The following is a 14,791-nucleotide window of genomic DNA, read 5'->3' as shown; positions in this document are numbered from 1 at the left end:
CACCGTGCCGGCAGGCCCTTCCCTTTACGACATGCTGCTCGGGCAGATCGGCGGCGAACCGCTCGATGCGTACGACGACCGGACACTGGAATGCCTGAGCGTGCAGCAGAACGTGCGGCGCATTCTGAACGCGCGCGCCGGCGCGCTCAAGCATCTGCCCGACTACGGCCTGCCGGACCTGACGAACATCTACAAGGCGCTGCCGGCCTCCGCGCACATGCTCAAGGAGCAGATGGAAGCGACGCTGCTGAAATACGAGCCGCGCATCCATTCGATCGACGTCGAGATCCTCGAGAACGACGACCCGGGCGTGCTCGTGAGCTTCGAGATGACGTGCCATCTGAAGAAGGCCGGGCTCGTGCGATTCGGCACGTACTTCGAGCCGCCGGGTCGGATGCGGGTGACAAGGAGGATCAAGGAAAAGGAAGACGCGCACGCGAGTCGGGGTTTCTGATGGGAATAGGCAGCATGAGTCGCTTCTACTCGTCGCCGCCCCACCGCCACTTCGGCTTTTCGCCTTTCATCCAGCAAATCGCGACGAGAACCACGGACAACGCGAGCACGCCGATCCCAAACGCGCCCGGTGATTTCTCGGGCGGCAGCCACGTGACAATCGCGGCGATGCCAAGCGCGTACACGAACAGGACCACCCACCCCTGCCACGCAACCGGCAGCCCCCATCCCCAACCGTAGCGCTTGGCCCGGAACCAGATTTTCCTGTCGGTCGATTCCATGCGATCTCCCGTCGGTCGTGAATGAATGCGGCGATTGAATACAGCATAGAGCAGTCCACCGCCGAATTCAGCATGCCTATAATTTCAGCGGCACCGCTTTGCCCCGCCGCCAGAAAACCGCCCACGACGAAGAGACCACGATGAAAACCGCCACGCTTGCCGCAGCCGCGACGCTGCTCGCCGCCCTTTCGCTACCGGCAGCCGCGCACGCGGCCGGACTGCTGACGATCCCGAGCCGCGACGGCATCACCGAAAATATCTACGTCGACGCGGCGTCGCAGAACCCGCCGTGGGTCGTCGTGCTGTTCGCCGGCGGCGACGGCGCGCTCGGGATCAACGGCGGCGGCGCCGTCCGGATGGGCGGCAATTTCCTCGTGCGCACCGCCCCGTACTGGACGAACACCGGCGATGCCGCCGTGCTGTTCGATGCGCCGTCCGACCAGTCCGGCGGCATGAACGACGTGTTCCGCCTCAGCGAGGCCGCGCAGCAGGACGTCGCCGCGACGGTCGCCGAGCTGCGCAAGCGCTATCCGTCGTCGAAGATCGTGCTCGTCGGCACGAGCCGCGGCACGATCACGGTCGGCAACGTGCTGAAGCGCACGCCCGCGCTCGCCGACGCGTACGTGCTGACGTCGCCCGTCACGATCGCGAAAGGCGGGCAGGCCGGCCTGTCCGGGCTGAGCTGGGACGGTAATAGCGCGCGCGTGCTCGTGCTGTCGAACGAGCACGACGGCTGCGCCGTCGCGCCGTTCGATGCGGCGAAGCGGGTCGCCGACGCGAACCATTTCGATTTCATCGCGGTGTCGAGCACAGCCGGCGGCGGCACCGCGCGCGCCGAATGCGGCGCGCAGTCGCCGCACGGCTATCTCGGCATCGAGCAGCACGTGCTCGATGCGATTCACGGTTGGCTCACCGCCAGCGCGCATTGATCGCGCATTGATCGCGCATTGATCACGCATTGATCTCGAATCGCGCCCGATTCGCTTATCGGGCATGCGTCACGCGACCGCCGATCGATCGCGCATCGCCGCCGCGCGTCACGCGCTCCAGGTCGTCTGCGCGTCGAGCGGATAGACCGGCCGCGCGACGCGCTCGAAATGGAACAGCGCGTAGTCGGAGCCAGTCATGCCTCGGCTGTCGCATTCGACGAGCGCCGACGCGATCGGCACGAACACCGGGCGGCAGTACATCCGCGACTTCAGCCACAGAAAGCGCGCGCGCCGCGGATCGATGCCGACGCTCTCGAACACGCCCAGATCCCACGGCTCGTGCGTGCGCTCGGTGACGACGAGCGTCGCGCGTCCGATGTCGAGCACCGCCGCGCGCCCCATGCCGACGCGCTCGCCCGTGTAGGTCGGCCCGCTGATCACGTATTCGCCGTCGGTGATCGCGCGCACGATGCCGGTCGCGTCGAACGGTGCACGCTGCGCGCCGCCGTGCGACGGCTGCTTGTTGCCGAGCTTCACGGTCGCCGTCGCGCCGACGCCCGCCGCGATCAGCGCGGCGACTGCCTCCGGATCGCACAGCGGCCCGCCGACGATCCCGTCTAGCCCCTGCGCGAGCGCTTCCTCGAGCAGATCCATCGTGTCGCATGTGCCGCCGGACATGCAGTTGTCGCCGTGATCGAGCATCAGCACCGGCTTGTCCGCGCCGCGCGCGAGCGCCGCCGCTTGCGCGACCGATTCGGCGAGCGGCGCGCTGGGATAGACGAAGTCGCCGCGATCGTCCCAGATCTGCCGCGCGATCCGCTCGGCGACCGCATCGGCCGCGGCCGCATCGCCGTCGCCGACCACCACGACGCTGATGCACGGCGCCGGGATGTCCGCGAGCGAGAACCCCGCGAGGATCGACACCGCGAGCATCCCGTCGGCCTCGGCCGCGCGCGCGGCGTCGACCGCACGCCGCATCGCGCCCTCGGCCGTCGCGCTGTGGAGCGTCGACGTCATCAGCGGCGGCCGGCGCCATGCGAGCACCGGCCGCGCGCGGCCGTGAATGCGCTCGAGCAGCAGCCGCGCCGCGTGCTCGCCGGTCTCGTACATGTCGATGTGCGGATAGGTCTTGAAGCTGACGATCACGTCCGCGTGATCGATCATCTTTTGCGTGACGTTGCCGTGCAGATCGAGCGCGACCGCGATCGGCGCATCGGGCAATGCCGCCCGCACGCGCGCGAGCAGATCGCCTTCGCCGTCCGGCGTCTGCTCGGCGACCATCGCGCCGTGCAGATCGAGCATCACCGCGTCGCAGCCCGGCGCGGCCGCGACGATCGTGTCGCAGATCGCGTCGTACGCATCGGCCGCGACCGGTCCGCTCGGATACGCAACCGCCGAGATCGGCGTCACGATCTCGGCGCCTTCGCGCTCCGCCGCGTCGATGAACGCGCTCATCGCGGTGCGCATCCCCTTGTTCGCGCGATACGCTTGCTCGCCGTAGTCCGGGCCGTCGAGGCCGAACGACGCGAGCGGCGTCGCGACCGGAGAGAACGTGTTGGTCTCGTGACACATGCGGGCGATCAGGATTTTCATCGAGCGGATTCCGTGGCGGTTCACATTAGTCCGGCTGCCTCGTGTACTGCATCAGCAACGCCAGCGCCCGATCCGACAGGATCGCGTGCCCGTGCGGCGTCGGATGGAACGCATCGGACCAGAAGTACGTCTGCGTGGCATTCGGCGACACGAGCGTCGCGTCCGTGCAGAATACCGCGCTGTTCGTCGGCGTCGTGTTGTTGCAGGCCGGATCGGTGACGTTGACGAAGCCGTAGTTTGCCGGATTCGCGATCACGTCGCCGAATACGGCCGACGTATCCAGGTAGATCACGCCCGGCAGGTTCGCCACGCCGGCGGACAGGATCTGATCGAACTGCGTCGTCCACGCGGAGATCTGCGACGCCGGCACCGGCGTGTAGCACCCGGTGCTCTGGTACGCGCTCGACAGATACTGGCGGCCGAACGGGTTCACGCTCCAGTCGCCGGCGGACGCGACCAGCACGGCGCGCGCACCGTTGTTCACGATCTGCCTGACCAGCGCGACCTCGTCGTTCGCGGCCTTCGCGATCGCGGCCGTCGCGACGTCGAGCGTCGTGTTGCCGGCGCCGATACCGTTGTCGTCGGTCCCCCAGCACATCGCGCTGAACTGCGCATACGTGTCGTTCGCGCCGCCGTCGACGATCACGAGCGCGTTCGGCGAAAACGATCCGTGCGCGGCCAGGTAACGCGCGACCTGCTGCGTCACCGGCGAGACCAGCTGATTGTTGCCGACGCCGCTTTCGCTCGGGAGTTGCGACACGCGTGCGCCGCCTTCCGCATAACCGTTTCCGCCGATCACGGTGGCCGTACCCACTTGCGTGGTCGCGCCGCCGCTGGCGTCCTTGTCCATCGTCAGCGAACGGTTCGGCGTGACCGTCAGGCCGTAGAACGCGGCGACGTTCTCGACCCACACGTTGCCCGGATTCACGGTGAACTTGCCCGGATTCGCGGGATCTCCGGTCGCCGCGTGATACGTGCCCACGTCGCTCAGGCTGTCGCCGAACACCGTGACGGACCGGATCTCGGTCCGGTTGTCGCTCGTGCCGTCGCCGCACGCGGTCAGCACGCTACCCAGCATGACGAACATCGCGGATGCAATCCACGCTTTGGCCCACGTCGCTCTCAATTGTTTGTCTCCCGACTGTCGTTATCGATACCGGACCCCGCATCGGGTTCCGATCCGAATTTATCGACGGGCACGGGCCCCCGGCCATAGGGGAAAACGTGGGAGGAATAGGCGGATCGATTCAGAGAAACGCTTGCCGGATATCGACGCTCGATCGCTGGCCGACGTCATGGTAGTGCTTCGCGAGCCACGCATCGGCCTCGCGCCGCCCGCTGTCGCGCAGCTTGCAGAGGAAATCCCAATCCGCGTTGTACTTGCTCGACACGCTGAGCGCGCTCATCGTGTCGTCGGACCGGATCGAATGAATCAGCATCTCCTTCATCTCGCCGCGATCGACCTTGCCCTGCTGGATCAGCGTCGTCACGAACGCGATCGCGCGCAACTCGCGCATCAGCGACGAATTGAAGCTCACCTCGTTGATCCGGTTCAGAATGTCGGCCGCGGTGGTCGGCACGCCGCGCCGCACGACCGGATTGATGTGGACGATCACCACGTCGTGCGTATCGCAGTGGTAAATCAGCGGGAAGATCGCCGGGTTGCCCATGAAGCCGCCGTCCCAGTAGTGCTCGCCGTCGATCGTCACCGCCTGGAACAGCGTCGGCACGCACGCGGACGCGAGCACCGCGTCCGCGCTGACGTCGTCGCCCGTGAAGATCCGGATCTTGCCGGTCTCGACGTTCGTCGCGCACAGATAGAGGCCGATCGGGCAACGCTTGCGCAACGCGGCGAAATCGACCTTGCTCTCCAGCACCTCGCGCAGCGGATTCAGGTTGCCCGGGTTGAACTGATACGGCGAGAAAATGCGCAGCATCATGTCCGCGAACGCGTACATCGGCGAATGGTCGAGCCCGAAGCTGTGCGTGCCTTTCAGCCACGGTATCCAGCGCAGCGGGTTGTAGCGCTCGGCCGATTCCGCGACGGCCAGCCAGAAATCGTGCAGCGCGCCGCGCGCGCCGTCCGCGCCGCCCTGCTGCAACCCGTACGCGAGCACGACCGCATTCATCGCGCCGGCGCTCGTCGCGCTCACGCCTTCGACGTCGAGCCGGCCGTCCTCGAGCAGCCGGTCGAGCACGCCCCACGTGAACGCGCCGTGCATCCCGCCGCCCTGCAACGCGAGCGCGACCGGCTTGTGTTCTTCACGGCTCCGATGTCCGGTCGGGTTCGTTGCCATCTTCATTCTCCTCGTCGGTGCGGATCGGCGTCAGGCGAGCGCCTGCAATGTGTCGAGCAATGCTTTCGCTTCCCGTAGGTCGGCGGTGTCGAAGCCTTCCGTGAATGTGCGATAGACGTCGGTCAACCTCTGCCGCGCTTCGGCGGTCTTGCCTTTGCGCTGCCACAAATGCGCGAGGTTCGACGTCGCACGCAACTCGAACGACCGCGCGCGCTGATCGCGGGCGATCGCGATCGCGTTGCCGAAACAGCGCTCCGCCTCTTCGTCGCGCGCGGATGCGCGCAGCAGCAGGCATCCCTTGACACGATGCAGCTCGGACTCGTAGCAATGCTCGCCGGATCGCCCCACCATCGACATCGCTTCGTCGATCGCGCCGAGTCCGGCGTCGATGTCGCCCGCTTTCAGGTAGCGATCGGCGAGTATCGCCAGATACAGCGTGCGCTGCATCTCGGCGCCGGTCGCGTGGTAAGCGTCGAGCCCGTCGCGCATCTGCGCGATCCCGTCCTGCAGGCTGCCTTGCTCGGTCAGCGCCCAGCCACGCAGCGTCTTTCCCAATGCGAGCCAGACCGGAAATCCCTGCTCGGTCGCGAGCGTGATCACGGCCTCCGCGCTCTCGCGGGCCGGCGCCGCCTCGCCTCTCAGCACACGCATCAGAGCCGAGAACGTCAGCACCAGCGCGAGCGTCGGCGCATACGCGATTCGTCGCGCCAGCGCGAGCATCGCGTCGCACTGCCGCGCGCCCTGATCGGGGTAGCCGAGTTGCCACAGCAGGCCGCTCAGACAGTTCATCGCGCGAATGCCCGGATCCACGCCGGACACGTAGATATGCGTCTGGTGCTCATCGGGATCGTAGAGCGCTAGCGCCTGCTCCAGATGCGCGCGGGCGGCGCCGAGATCGCCGAGGAAGAACAGGTTCGTGCCGAGCGCGCCGTGCGCCTCGACGAGCAGTTCCGGATCGTTCGCCTGCTCGGCGATGCGGAGCAAGCGCCTGCTGATCTCGCGCGCGGTCACGTATTCGGCGCGCAGTTGATAGTAGGTTCTGAGCCCGAGCTGCACCGGAAAGACCTGCGACGTCTCGCCGATCTGCTCGCACAGCGCAAGCGCGCGCGTGTAGGTCGCCTCGACCTCCGACGACGCAAAACCGCGCAACACCATCAACGCCGGCCCGAGCGCCAGCAGCAGCGGCAACTCCTGACGCGCGCGCTCGGGCGTGTCCGGCAAGCGCTTGAGCAGATCGACCGCCACGCCGAGATGCCGCATCGCGTCGAGATGCGCGGAATGCCGAAGCGCCTGCTCCGCGCTGCGATGCAGATATTCGACGGCCTTCGGGATATTGCCGCTCAGACTGTAGTGGTGCGCGAGCTCGCTGCAATAGTCGGCGATCCGATTCGCGAACAGCGTCTCGATCGCCTGCGCGGTGAGTTCGTGCAGCGCCGCGCGCCGCTCCGACAGCAGCGAGTGGCCGGCGACTTCCTGCGTCAGCGCGTGCTTGAACGTGTACTCGACGTCCGGAAACGCGGGCCGCTCGTCGATGAACTCCGCGGTCTCCAGATACGCGAGCCGGCCGCGCAGCTCGTCGTCGGTGCGCGCGAGCCGGCCGCCGCAAATGCGCTGAACCAGACTGAACGGAAACGCCTTGCCGATCACCGCGAGAGTCTGCAGCAGCTCCTTTTCGGCGATCGGCAGCCGGTCGATCCGCGCGGCGAGCACGCCCTGCACGGTCGCCGGAATGTGCAGCGCGGCCGGCGTGCGCTCGATCCGGTAGCGGCCGGGCTCGCCGAGCAGCGCCTGCTCCTCGGCCAGCGTCCGGACCACCTCCTCGATGAAGAACGGATTGCCCTCGGTCTTCTCGAGGATCAGACGCGTGAGCGGCGCGAGCGTGCGGTCGTCGCCGAGCAGCGCCGCGAGCAGGCCCTGCGCATCGCCGGCGCCGAGCGGCTCGAGCCGCAGCGGCGCATGCGCGCCGAGTTGCGCCCATGCGGGCGCATACTCCGGCCGGTAGTTCACGAGCAGCAGAATCCGCGTGTCGGCGACGCGCTCGATCAGGTACGCGAGAAACGCCTCGGTCTCGCGGTCCAGCCATTGCAGATCCTCGAACAGCAGCTCGACCGGCTGATCGCGACTCTCGCGCGCGAGCAACTGAGCGATCGCGTCGAACGTCCGGTCACGGCGGATCTGCGGGTCCATGTCCGCGAGCGCCGCTTCACTGGCTCCTGCACTGGCTCCTGCACTGGCTCCTGCGCTGGCCCCTGCACTGGCGCCTGCACTGGCGCCTGCGCCGGCCTCTGCGCCGGCCTCTGCGCCACCCGCAGCGCCGGCGCCGGCGCCGACGCCGAGCAGATAGAGCAGGTAAGGCAGCAGCCCCTCGAACGCGCGATCAAGCGCCAGCACCTTGCCCATCACTTTTTCGCGGCAGCGGCGCGCGTCGTCGTGCGCGCCGATCAGGAAGTAGTTTCTCAACAGCTCGATCAGCGGCAGATACGCGAACGCCTTGCCGTGCGACACGGAGAACGTTTCCAGCACCAGGCAACCGCGCCGCGACCGCTCGACGAACTCGTGAAAGAGCCGCGACTTGCCGATGCCCGCCTCGCCGACGACGCCGACGACCTGTCCGCGCCCCGCCGCCGTCTCGCCCAGCGCGCGGTGCAGGTGCTCGAGCTCGGTCTCGCGGCCGACGAACCGCGCGAGGCCGCGACGCGCGGCGAGCTGAAGGCGCGTGCGCAGCGGGCCCGGGCCGAGCACCTCGTGCACGACGAGCGGCTCCGGAATGCCTTTGACCTGCGCGGCGCCGAGCGCCTTGAACTCGAAATAGCCGTCGGCGAGCCGGTACGTCGGCTCGCTGACCAGAATCGACGACGGCGCGGCGATGCCCTCCATCCGCGACGCGATGTGGATCGTGTGGCCGACCGGATCGTAATCGGTGTGCAGGTCGTCGGTGCGGATCGAGCGCACGACGACCTCACCCGTGTGGACCCCGACGCGAATCTGCAGCGGAATGCCTTTCTCCAGACGGATCCGGTCGCCGTGGCGGCGCATCGCGTCCTGCATCCGCAGCGCCGCGTACAGCGCGCGCTGCGCGTGGTCCTCATGCGCGATCGGCGCGCCGAACAGCGCGAGGATGCCGTCGCCGAGCGACTTCGCGACGTAGCCGTCGTAGTAGTGCACCGCGTCCATCATCAGCGCGACGACGGGCTCGATCAGATGCTGCGCCTCTTCCGGATCCAGGTTGTGAATCAGCGCGGTGGAGCCGGCCATGTCGGCGAACAGCGCGGTGATCGTCTTGCGTTCGCCCGCGGGTTCGCCGCGCGCCTGCATCGCCGCCTGCTCGGCGCGGATCCGGTCGGCGAGGTGGCGCGGCGTGTAGTGGACCGGCGCGGGAGACGGCCGCGTGACGAACGCCGGGTTCGGGGGGCGCGTGGCGTTTGCATCGGTCAGCGGCGCGCCGCATTCGCTGCAGAACTTGGCCGACGCGTCCGCCGCGTGGCCACAGCGCGGGCACGCGCGCGGCAGCGCCGCGCCGCACGACTCGCACGAGCCGGCTCCGGCCGGATTGTCGGATCCGCAGATTGCGCAGCGCATATGGCCCCATCCTTTGCCTGATACCTGCGCTTTAAACATTAGGCGCCGTATCAGCCGGCAGCAAGACGAGGCGGCGCTCGCGCCGACCGGCGGGGCCCGCCGCCATGCCCGGCCGAAGACCGGACGGTCAGCCGTGGACCGTCACGACCTGATACGCGAGCGCGGCGAGAACAGTCAGGTGGCCGAAAATCATCGCTAACCCATTTCAGTGAGTTGTCGCGAAGAAGCTGACAGTCCCCGCAATCAGGACACGTGCGGTGTCACTCCCAGTGTGCTCAACGCGCGAGCATCCACGCGGAGATCGCATTGACGACGGCCCCCTCTATGCCATTGAAGCCGTGATAGCCAAACGCTTCGCATGGGTCCCCTTGAGACATGCCTCCGGACACGATCATCAAGTTCGCTCTGGGCGATTGGGTCAACTTGCGCATGAGGGAATCCGTTTCAGACACGGGACAATACTTACAACCGTCTTCCTCGTGATGCACGACCAGCACCGGAATCTTGATGTCAGCGAGATTCATGTTCGTGACCGGATCGCCGCCCCTATCGTCTCGAAGGATGGTGGAGGTCAATACGATGCCGTCTACGCCGCCGCCGTCGGCTAGCGCAATGGCGATGGAAGCTACAGATTGTGTGCCGCGGCTGGTTCCGACAAGCCAGACTGGTACGTGCATCTGCTCCCTCAACCACGCGATGACGGCGCGCGCATCGTCGGCATGTTCCCGCGTGAGTCGAAAGCCGTTGAGATATGGCGCCGACTGCCTGTCACTCGGCGCGTCGATGACTGCTACGGCAATGCCATTGTTGACGAACAGCATTCTGGTACGCACGAGGAAGTTGTCTTCCCCCCAACCAAACTTTCCATCCCGGTCCAGTTGCAGGCCACCATGCCCTCCGGCGTAGAGAATTGCTGCCGCCTTTGGCGCTTCGGGCGAAATGAAAAGAATCCGCTGGGTGACACCGGGACGAGTAGGGAGGTCGACTATCTTCGGGAGGTTTTGTGCGCAAGCCGGATAACAGTACAGTGCCAGCACGATCGCGAGGAGCCACGCACCCGCGCATCGCGTCCGCGCAGCGGCAACACGGAAGCAAAGAAACCAGGGACGTGAGCTCATGACGGGATCAATCATGTGGTGGCGGCCACGGCCGAATCAAAGCTGTACCAGGCAACCCGACGCTGCCGACTGGAATGTGGCAGACCCTCTTCGTCAGCGTGGTCACCGTAGGGATACGCGTACAGAACTGTAGCCGCCCGATCCGTGGCCTTCCTCCCGGCGGGATTCAGTGCGATTCGACGAACTGGATTATCTCGCCGCTGTCGCGTTTGAGAAACAGGTCGTCGCCTTTCATGCGAACGTCGTTACAGGAGTAGGGAATCTTGTTGCCTTTGCTACAGATCTTGCCGTCCTTGGCCGTCCAGTCGCCGTGATCGGAAAATCCCTTGCTCGACTTGAAGTCGTAGTCTCCGCTTGCACCATATTGGACATGCCACATGGTGCCATCGGCAAGTTTGATGTCGAATGTCTTGCCGGAAAGGTGTTGTTGGATGTCGGACGCGCTCGGCGCGGTGGAACCTTCGGGAAACGTCGTTCCCTGTGCAAAAACGGCTGCGGGGATGAAGAGCAGGATGGCAAGCAGTTTGTTCATGGTCAGGCTCCTGATGTGCCGATTTATTTTCTTTTTAGGTCGGTACGACGGAAGTGCTCGGACGCGAGTGCGACAGCCTCGCGTCAGACGTGGACTACGGCCTTCTGCCATTTTCATTGTACGCTGATCGCGGAAATCGGATATGTGGCATGACGCACATAACGTAGAGGCCCGCTAATGGGTGTCGACGATCTACGCGGTGATGTCGACTGGCCGCTCCTGGCCGCTCTCAAGCGCGAAGGGCAAACTCCTACACTAATCGCAGATCCCACAATGCATCGAGTACATGTTGCGTGGAACGCTCGACGTGCCCCGCACGATGCGCAATGCCGAGCCGACGCCACAGCGCCGGACGCAGTGGACGCATGACAATGCGCCTGTCGGGTAATGGCGTAGTGGCCTCATGAGGCAATAGCGCCGCGCCATAACCTGCCGCTACCAGACTCTTGATCGCGTCGTTGTAATTGAGCTGAATGCGCGGCGCGGGATGGTGCCCTCCGGTCGCAAACCACTCTGCAGTCAGACGCGAGAGACGCGTGGTCGCATCATTGAGAATGAGAGGTTGAGCGGCGAGCCATTCAGGCGTAATGCGAGCCGGACACTGCCAATGCGCCGGCACAAAGGCCATCACGGGATCGCGGCGCCAAGGCTTTATCACGAGTCCAGCCACCGGAGGCTGAGGCAGTGCGACCAGCCCAATATCCAGCGTCCCATCCGCCAATCGGGTTAGCGTTTCATGCGAGGTGAGTACCGCGATCTGAATATCGATAGCGGGATGGTGCTGACGCAGCACTTCAAGCGCTTGCGGCAAAAGATGCGCAATCGCGCCCGTCGATGCTCCGAGCCGAACGCGGCCGACAAGCCCTTGAACCTGGCGGTGAACATCGTCTAACGCCTGTTCCGCGTCGGCCAACAGTCGACGTGCGCGCTCGACCAACAACTCGCCTGTTGCCGACGGCCGAACATGTCCACGCTTGCGCGACAGGAGTGGAGCCCCGATGCGCTCTTCCAGTTCAGCGATGTGGAGGCTGACCGTTGGTGGCGCCAGATGCAACGCACGCGCCGCATCGGCGAATGAGCCACGGTCGGCAATAGCGACCAGGGTGCGCAAGCGGTCCAGGCTGATCTCTCGCATGTCGACATCCCGATTCAGAAAAACTGAATGTTCAGGTTATGAAATTCAACTTTCGCTATTCTAGCGGTGTGCGGAAGATGACAGGCTCGTTCCACCCGTTACCAGTCACCGGAGTATCGCGCGCATGAGCTCTCCCCTTGTTTTCATCGACGGCGACCAAGGCACCACCGGGTTGCAAATTCACGAACGGCTTCGCGGCCGGACCGATCTGAAACTGGTCACGCTTCCCGCGGCGGAACGCAAGGATTCCAGGCGTCGCGCCGAAGCCATCAACGCCTGCGACATCGCCATCCTCTGCCTGCCCGATGACGCCGCGCGCGAGGCGGTGGACGCCATTGTGAACCCTGCCGTCAGAGTAATCGACGCAAGTTCCGCCCATCGTACACAGCCGGACTGGACATACGGCTTTCCGGAAATGACTCCGGGACAGGCTGAGCGCATTGCGACCGCACGTCGGGTCACCAATCCAGGTTGCTATCCGACCGGTGCAATTGGCCTGCTGCGTCCCCTGCTGCACGCCGGGCTCATTCCAGGGAACTACTCGGTCAGCATTTACGCGGTGTCTGGTTACTCCGGACGCGGGCGTGCCGGCGTGGAAGAACACGAGGGGCCGGGTGCTGTCAACGCACCGTCGTACCAGGTGTATGGTCTGGAGCTCGCGCACAAGCACACCCCGGAGATCCAGCAGCACGCCGGACTCGCGCGGCGTCCGATCTTCGTCCCTGCGTATGGTGGGTTCCGCCAGGGTATCGTGCTAACGGTGCCCTTGGATGCGCGGCTGCTGGCACCCAATGTAGACGGCGCCACGTTACACGCGTGCCTCGCACGCCACTATGCCGGGGCGGCCCATGTAGATGTCTTGCCGCTGCACGAATCGTGCGGTTTAAAGCAGCTGGATCCGCAGGCACTGAACGGTACGGACGATATGCGCTTAAGCGTGTTTCCTAATATGGAACACGGGCACGTTCTCCTATCCGCGGTTTTCGATAATCTCGGCAAAGGCGCAGCCGGCGCTGCGGTTCAGAACCTGAACCTGATGCTCGCGCAGTAATGGTGGCCGATGGCTTACGCTGATGTTCGGCTGCAACTATATGCCAACGATTGCTGGCAATCTGGTCGGGGTCGTCGAATGTTTCAAACTGGCCGAACTCCGTCGATGCGCGCGACCGGTTTCGGCTAGCCAATTGTTGCGATAGAATCCGCCGCCGTCTCGTCAGCGAGGCCGGTTGCCTCGTGCACCAGCGTGGCCCTCGCCGAAGTCCGCGTGACCGAGCACAGCCGCCCGACCTAGAGCCCGGTGCCGACGCGCGGCTCCCGCTCGCTGAAGGCCGGATCAAAGCGCATGTATTCCATCGGCGCAGCGTCGTCGAGCACGACCGACGAGTCGCAAAAATCGTGAGTAAACAGCACGCTACCCTCGGCTCCGGCCGCCGTCGCGAACCGGTCGAGAAAGACCCGCCATTTCGTCGGGGCCCATGCCACCACATAAACCAGATGAATCAACGTCGACAGCGCGTTTGCGTCGATGCCGTTCATGGCCTGCCCCGAGATCCGAGATGTGGTGTGCGCATCGCTCATCAGGAAAGTCATGTTCGGCAGCGCGAGCCAGTTTCATGCTAGGCTCGATGCGTAAGGGTCGCATGATCCAAGTGAGTTAGGCCTCCGTCGAACGAGGCAGACCGCATCCAAAAAATCGAGCACGTCGGAATGATTGAGCCCGGGGTGTCCACATGATGGCGCTTGATGAATTCAGCCGACTCTTAACTGAGCTTTACGGTGCCGCGATGGATGACACGCGGTGGAACGATGTCAGCCGCCTGATCGCAGAATCCTTCTCGACACACAGTTGCACGCTACAGGTCAGGAACGGCAGGGACGTTCGTGTCATTGGGATCACTGATAATGTCGAACCCTCGATGGTTGACGAATATCGTGAGCATTATCGGAGTGTCGATATCTGGTCGAATTATGCGCTCACGAGACCGTTCGGTCAGGCCTGGATTTCGCACGAGCTGATGACGGCCCGCGCGCTCAATCGCACTGAGCACTATGCGTTCTTCAGAAAGGCCGATATCGTTCATGTCGTGGCGTCTTCGATGTCGGTCGGCGAGAACGAAGTCGCGCTGATCGGCGTTCATCACAACGGCACGGCAGGCGAGTTCGGCGAACCCGAGAGGCGACATCTGCAACGGTTGATTCCGCATCTGCAGCGCGCGCTGCAAATGCGCTCGACGTTTCTCACACAGGCGATCCGGCGCGACATGGCACTCGCAGCGCTCGACAGCCTCGTCACGCCACTGCTGTTGACTGACGCGAGTGGCAAGGTGTTGTATGCGAACCGGCCAGCCGTCGAGTTGCTGCGCAGAGACCAAGGCCTGCTCGAACGTCAGGGGCGGCTGTGCTGCGAGTCGCCCGAAATGACGCATAAGTTGCTCGCGCGGATTGGTGAGAATTCCCGTCGCGAGATCATCTTCAGGCGCCCAAGCGAGTTGTGGGCGCTTGCAGTGCCGCGAGCCGGCGGCCGACCGCTCTCGGTGCGCGTTGCGCCCGTGCAAGCCGGCGAGCTAGGCGCCATCGCGAGCGTCCCGATGGCGATGCTACTCGTGTCCGATGGGGAACAAGGCAGCGCACAGGTCGAGTCATTGCAGGCGTTGTTCGGCTTGACGCCGGCCGAGGCGAGGCTCGCAAGCGAGCTTGCGAACGGCGACGATCTTGACACAATCGCGTTTCGCAAGGGTGTCAGCAAGCACACGATCCGAAGCATGTTGAAGACAGTGATGCTGAAGACCAGCACGCATCGCCAGGGCGAGCTCGTCTCGCTCGTGCTCAGGTACGCGATGGTGCCGCCGCCCTGAGTGTGTCGGTCCCAAAGAC

The 14,791-nt window shown here is 65.1% G+C and carries 13 protein-coding genes; 4 read left to right on the top strand and 9 right to left on the bottom strand.

Features of this window, described 5'->3' with window-relative positions; genetic code table 11:
- The first annotated feature begins 4 nt into the window (after nucleotides 1-4).
- Nucleotides 5-454 (top strand): type VI secretion system baseplate subunit TssE, encoded by a 450-nt coding sequence (gene tssE, locus HZI36_RS08690; RefSeq protein WP_179402240.1) that lies wholly within the window; start codon nucleotides 5-7, stop codon nucleotides 452-454.
- A 25-nt stretch (nucleotides 455-479) separates the two neighbouring features.
- Here tssE and HZI36_RS08685 read toward each other — a convergent pair whose 3' ends face one another.
- Nucleotides 480-734 carry a hypothetical protein gene (locus HZI36_RS08685; RefSeq protein ID WP_179402239.1) on the bottom strand — a complete coding sequence of 85 codons (255 nt, stop codon included), beginning with the start codon at nucleotides 732-734 and terminating at the stop codon, nucleotides 480-482.
- 140 nt (nucleotides 735-874) lie between these two features.
- Here HZI36_RS08685 and HZI36_RS08680 point away from each other — a divergent pair, with 140 nt between their 5' ends.
- Nucleotides 875-1,663 carry an alpha/beta hydrolase gene (locus HZI36_RS08680; RefSeq protein ID WP_179402238.1) on the top strand — a complete coding sequence of 263 codons (789 nt, stop codon included), beginning with the start codon at nucleotides 875-877 and terminating at the stop codon, nucleotides 1,661-1,663.
- A 108-nt stretch (nucleotides 1,664-1,771) separates the two neighbouring features.
- Here HZI36_RS08680 and HZI36_RS08675 read toward each other — a convergent pair whose 3' ends face one another.
- The 7 genes from HZI36_RS08675 to HZI36_RS08645 form a co-directional block, all read right to left on the bottom strand.
- Nucleotides 1,772-3,256: a M81 family metallopeptidase gene (locus HZI36_RS08675; protein WP_179402237.1), complete on the bottom strand. Its 1,485-nt coding sequence runs from the start codon at nucleotides 3,254-3,256 to the stop codon at nucleotides 1,772-1,774.
- A 25-nt stretch (nucleotides 3,257-3,281) separates the two neighbouring features.
- On the bottom strand, nucleotides 3,282-4,343 hold the full coding sequence (locus HZI36_RS08670; RefSeq protein WP_179402236.1) for an SGNH/GDSL hydrolase family protein: 1,062 nt from the start codon (nucleotides 4,341-4,343) through the stop codon (nucleotides 3,282-3,284).
- Nucleotides 4,344-4,503: 160 nt separating this feature from the next.
- Complete coding sequence (locus tag HZI36_RS08665; protein WP_179402235.1) at nucleotides 4,504-5,553, bottom strand: patatin-like phospholipase family protein; 1,050 nt, start codon at nucleotides 5,551-5,553, stop codon at nucleotides 4,504-4,506.
- 30 nt (nucleotides 5,554-5,583) lie between these two features.
- Nucleotides 5,584-9,132: an adenylate/guanylate cyclase domain-containing protein gene (locus tag HZI36_RS26945; RefSeq protein WP_246327016.1), complete on the bottom strand. Its 3,549-nt coding sequence runs from the start codon at nucleotides 9,130-9,132 to the stop codon at nucleotides 5,584-5,586.
- A gap of 275 nt (nucleotides 9,133-9,407) precedes the next feature.
- Entirely contained in the window at nucleotides 9,408-10,250 is an 843-nt protein-coding gene (locus HZI36_RS08655) for an alpha/beta hydrolase (RefSeq protein ID WP_246327015.1), read from the bottom strand.
- Between the two features lie 166 nt (nucleotides 10,251-10,416).
- Entirely contained in the window at nucleotides 10,417-10,782 is a 366-nt protein-coding gene (locus HZI36_RS08650; RefSeq protein ID WP_179402234.1) for a hypothetical protein, read from the bottom strand.
- Between the two features lie 250 nt (nucleotides 10,783-11,032).
- The gene (locus HZI36_RS08645) at nucleotides 11,033-11,917 is read right to left on the bottom strand and encodes a LysR family transcriptional regulator (protein WP_179402233.1); all 885 of its coding nucleotides are present in this window, start codon (nucleotides 11,915-11,917) and stop codon (nucleotides 11,033-11,035) included.
- Between the two features lie 124 nt (nucleotides 11,918-12,041).
- Here HZI36_RS08645 and argC point away from each other — a divergent pair, with 124 nt between their 5' ends.
- Nucleotides 12,042-12,968 (top strand): N-acetyl-gamma-glutamyl-phosphate reductase, encoded by a 927-nt coding sequence (gene argC, locus HZI36_RS08640; RefSeq protein ID WP_179402232.1) that lies wholly within the window; start codon nucleotides 12,042-12,044, stop codon nucleotides 12,966-12,968.
- Between the two features lie 236 nt (nucleotides 12,969-13,204).
- Here the strand turns inward: argC and HZI36_RS08635 are convergent, their stop codons facing one another.
- Nucleotides 13,205-13,507, bottom strand: coding sequence for a hypothetical protein (locus HZI36_RS08635; RefSeq protein WP_179402231.1), 303 nt, complete (start codon nucleotides 13,505-13,507; stop codon nucleotides 13,205-13,207).
- 140 nt (nucleotides 13,508-13,647) lie between these two features.
- Between HZI36_RS08635 and HZI36_RS08630 the strand changes: the two genes are divergently transcribed.
- Nucleotides 13,648-14,772, top strand: a complete 1,125-nt coding sequence (locus HZI36_RS08630; protein ID WP_179402230.1) for a helix-turn-helix transcriptional regulator — start codon at nucleotides 13,648-13,650, stop codon at nucleotides 14,770-14,772.
- Nucleotides 14,773-14,791 lie beyond the last annotated feature (19 nt).

Origin of the sequence: Burkholderia guangdongensis, from assembly GCF_013403875.1 — a bacterium.
Taxonomy (GTDB): Bacteria; Pseudomonadota; Gammaproteobacteria; order Burkholderiales; family Burkholderiaceae; genus Burkholderia; species Burkholderia guangdongensis.
The sequence above is the reverse complement of the archived record's forward strand: the minus strand, read 5'-3'. Positions and strand labels throughout refer to the sequence as shown.

What these genes read in the sequence shown, in the direction of transcription:
- HZI36_RS08685 (WP_179402239.1), bottom strand. Translation starts at nt 734, where the DNA reads ATGGAATCGACCGACAGGAAAATCTGGTTCCGGGCCAAGCGCTACGGT.
- HZI36_RS08680 (WP_179402238.1), top strand. Translation starts at nt 875, where the DNA reads ATGAAAACCGCCACGCTTGCCGCAGCCGCGACGCTGCTCGCCGCCCTT.
- HZI36_RS08675 (WP_179402237.1), bottom strand. Translation starts at nt 3,256, where the DNA reads ATGAAAATCCTGATCGCCCGCATGTGTCACGAGACCAACACGTTCTCT.
- HZI36_RS08670 (WP_179402236.1), bottom strand. Translation starts at nt 4,343, where the DNA reads ATGTTCGTCATGCTGGGTAGCGTGCTGACCGCGTGCGGCGACGGCACG.
- HZI36_RS08665 (WP_179402235.1), bottom strand. Translation starts at nt 5,553, where the DNA reads ATGGCAACGAACCCGACCGGACATCGGAGCCGTGAAGAACACAAGCCG.
- HZI36_RS26945 (WP_246327016.1), bottom strand. Translation starts at nt 9,132, where the DNA reads ATGCGCTGCGCAATCTGCGGATCCGACAATCCGGCCGGAGCCGGCTCG.
- HZI36_RS08655 (WP_246327015.1), bottom strand. Translation starts at nt 10,250, where the DNA reads ATGAGCTCACGTCCCTGGTTTCTTTGCTTCCGTGTTGCCGCTGCGCGG.
- HZI36_RS08650 (WP_179402234.1), bottom strand. Translation starts at nt 10,782, where the DNA reads ATGAACAAACTGCTTGCCATCCTGCTCTTCATCCCCGCAGCCGTTTTT.
- HZI36_RS08645 (WP_179402233.1), bottom strand. Translation starts at nt 11,917, where the DNA reads ATGCGAGAGATCAGCCTGGACCGCTTGCGCACCCTGGTCGCTATTGCC.
- argC (WP_179402232.1), top strand. Translation starts at nt 12,042, where the DNA reads ATGAGCTCTCCCCTTGTTTTCATCGACGGCGACCAAGGCACCACCGGG.
- HZI36_RS08635 (WP_179402231.1), bottom strand. Translation starts at nt 13,507, where the DNA reads ATGACTTTCCTGATGAGCGATGCGCACACCACATCTCGGATCTCGGGG.
- HZI36_RS08630 (WP_179402230.1), top strand. Translation starts at nt 13,648, where the DNA reads ATGATGGCGCTTGATGAATTCAGCCGACTCTTAACTGAGCTTTACGGT.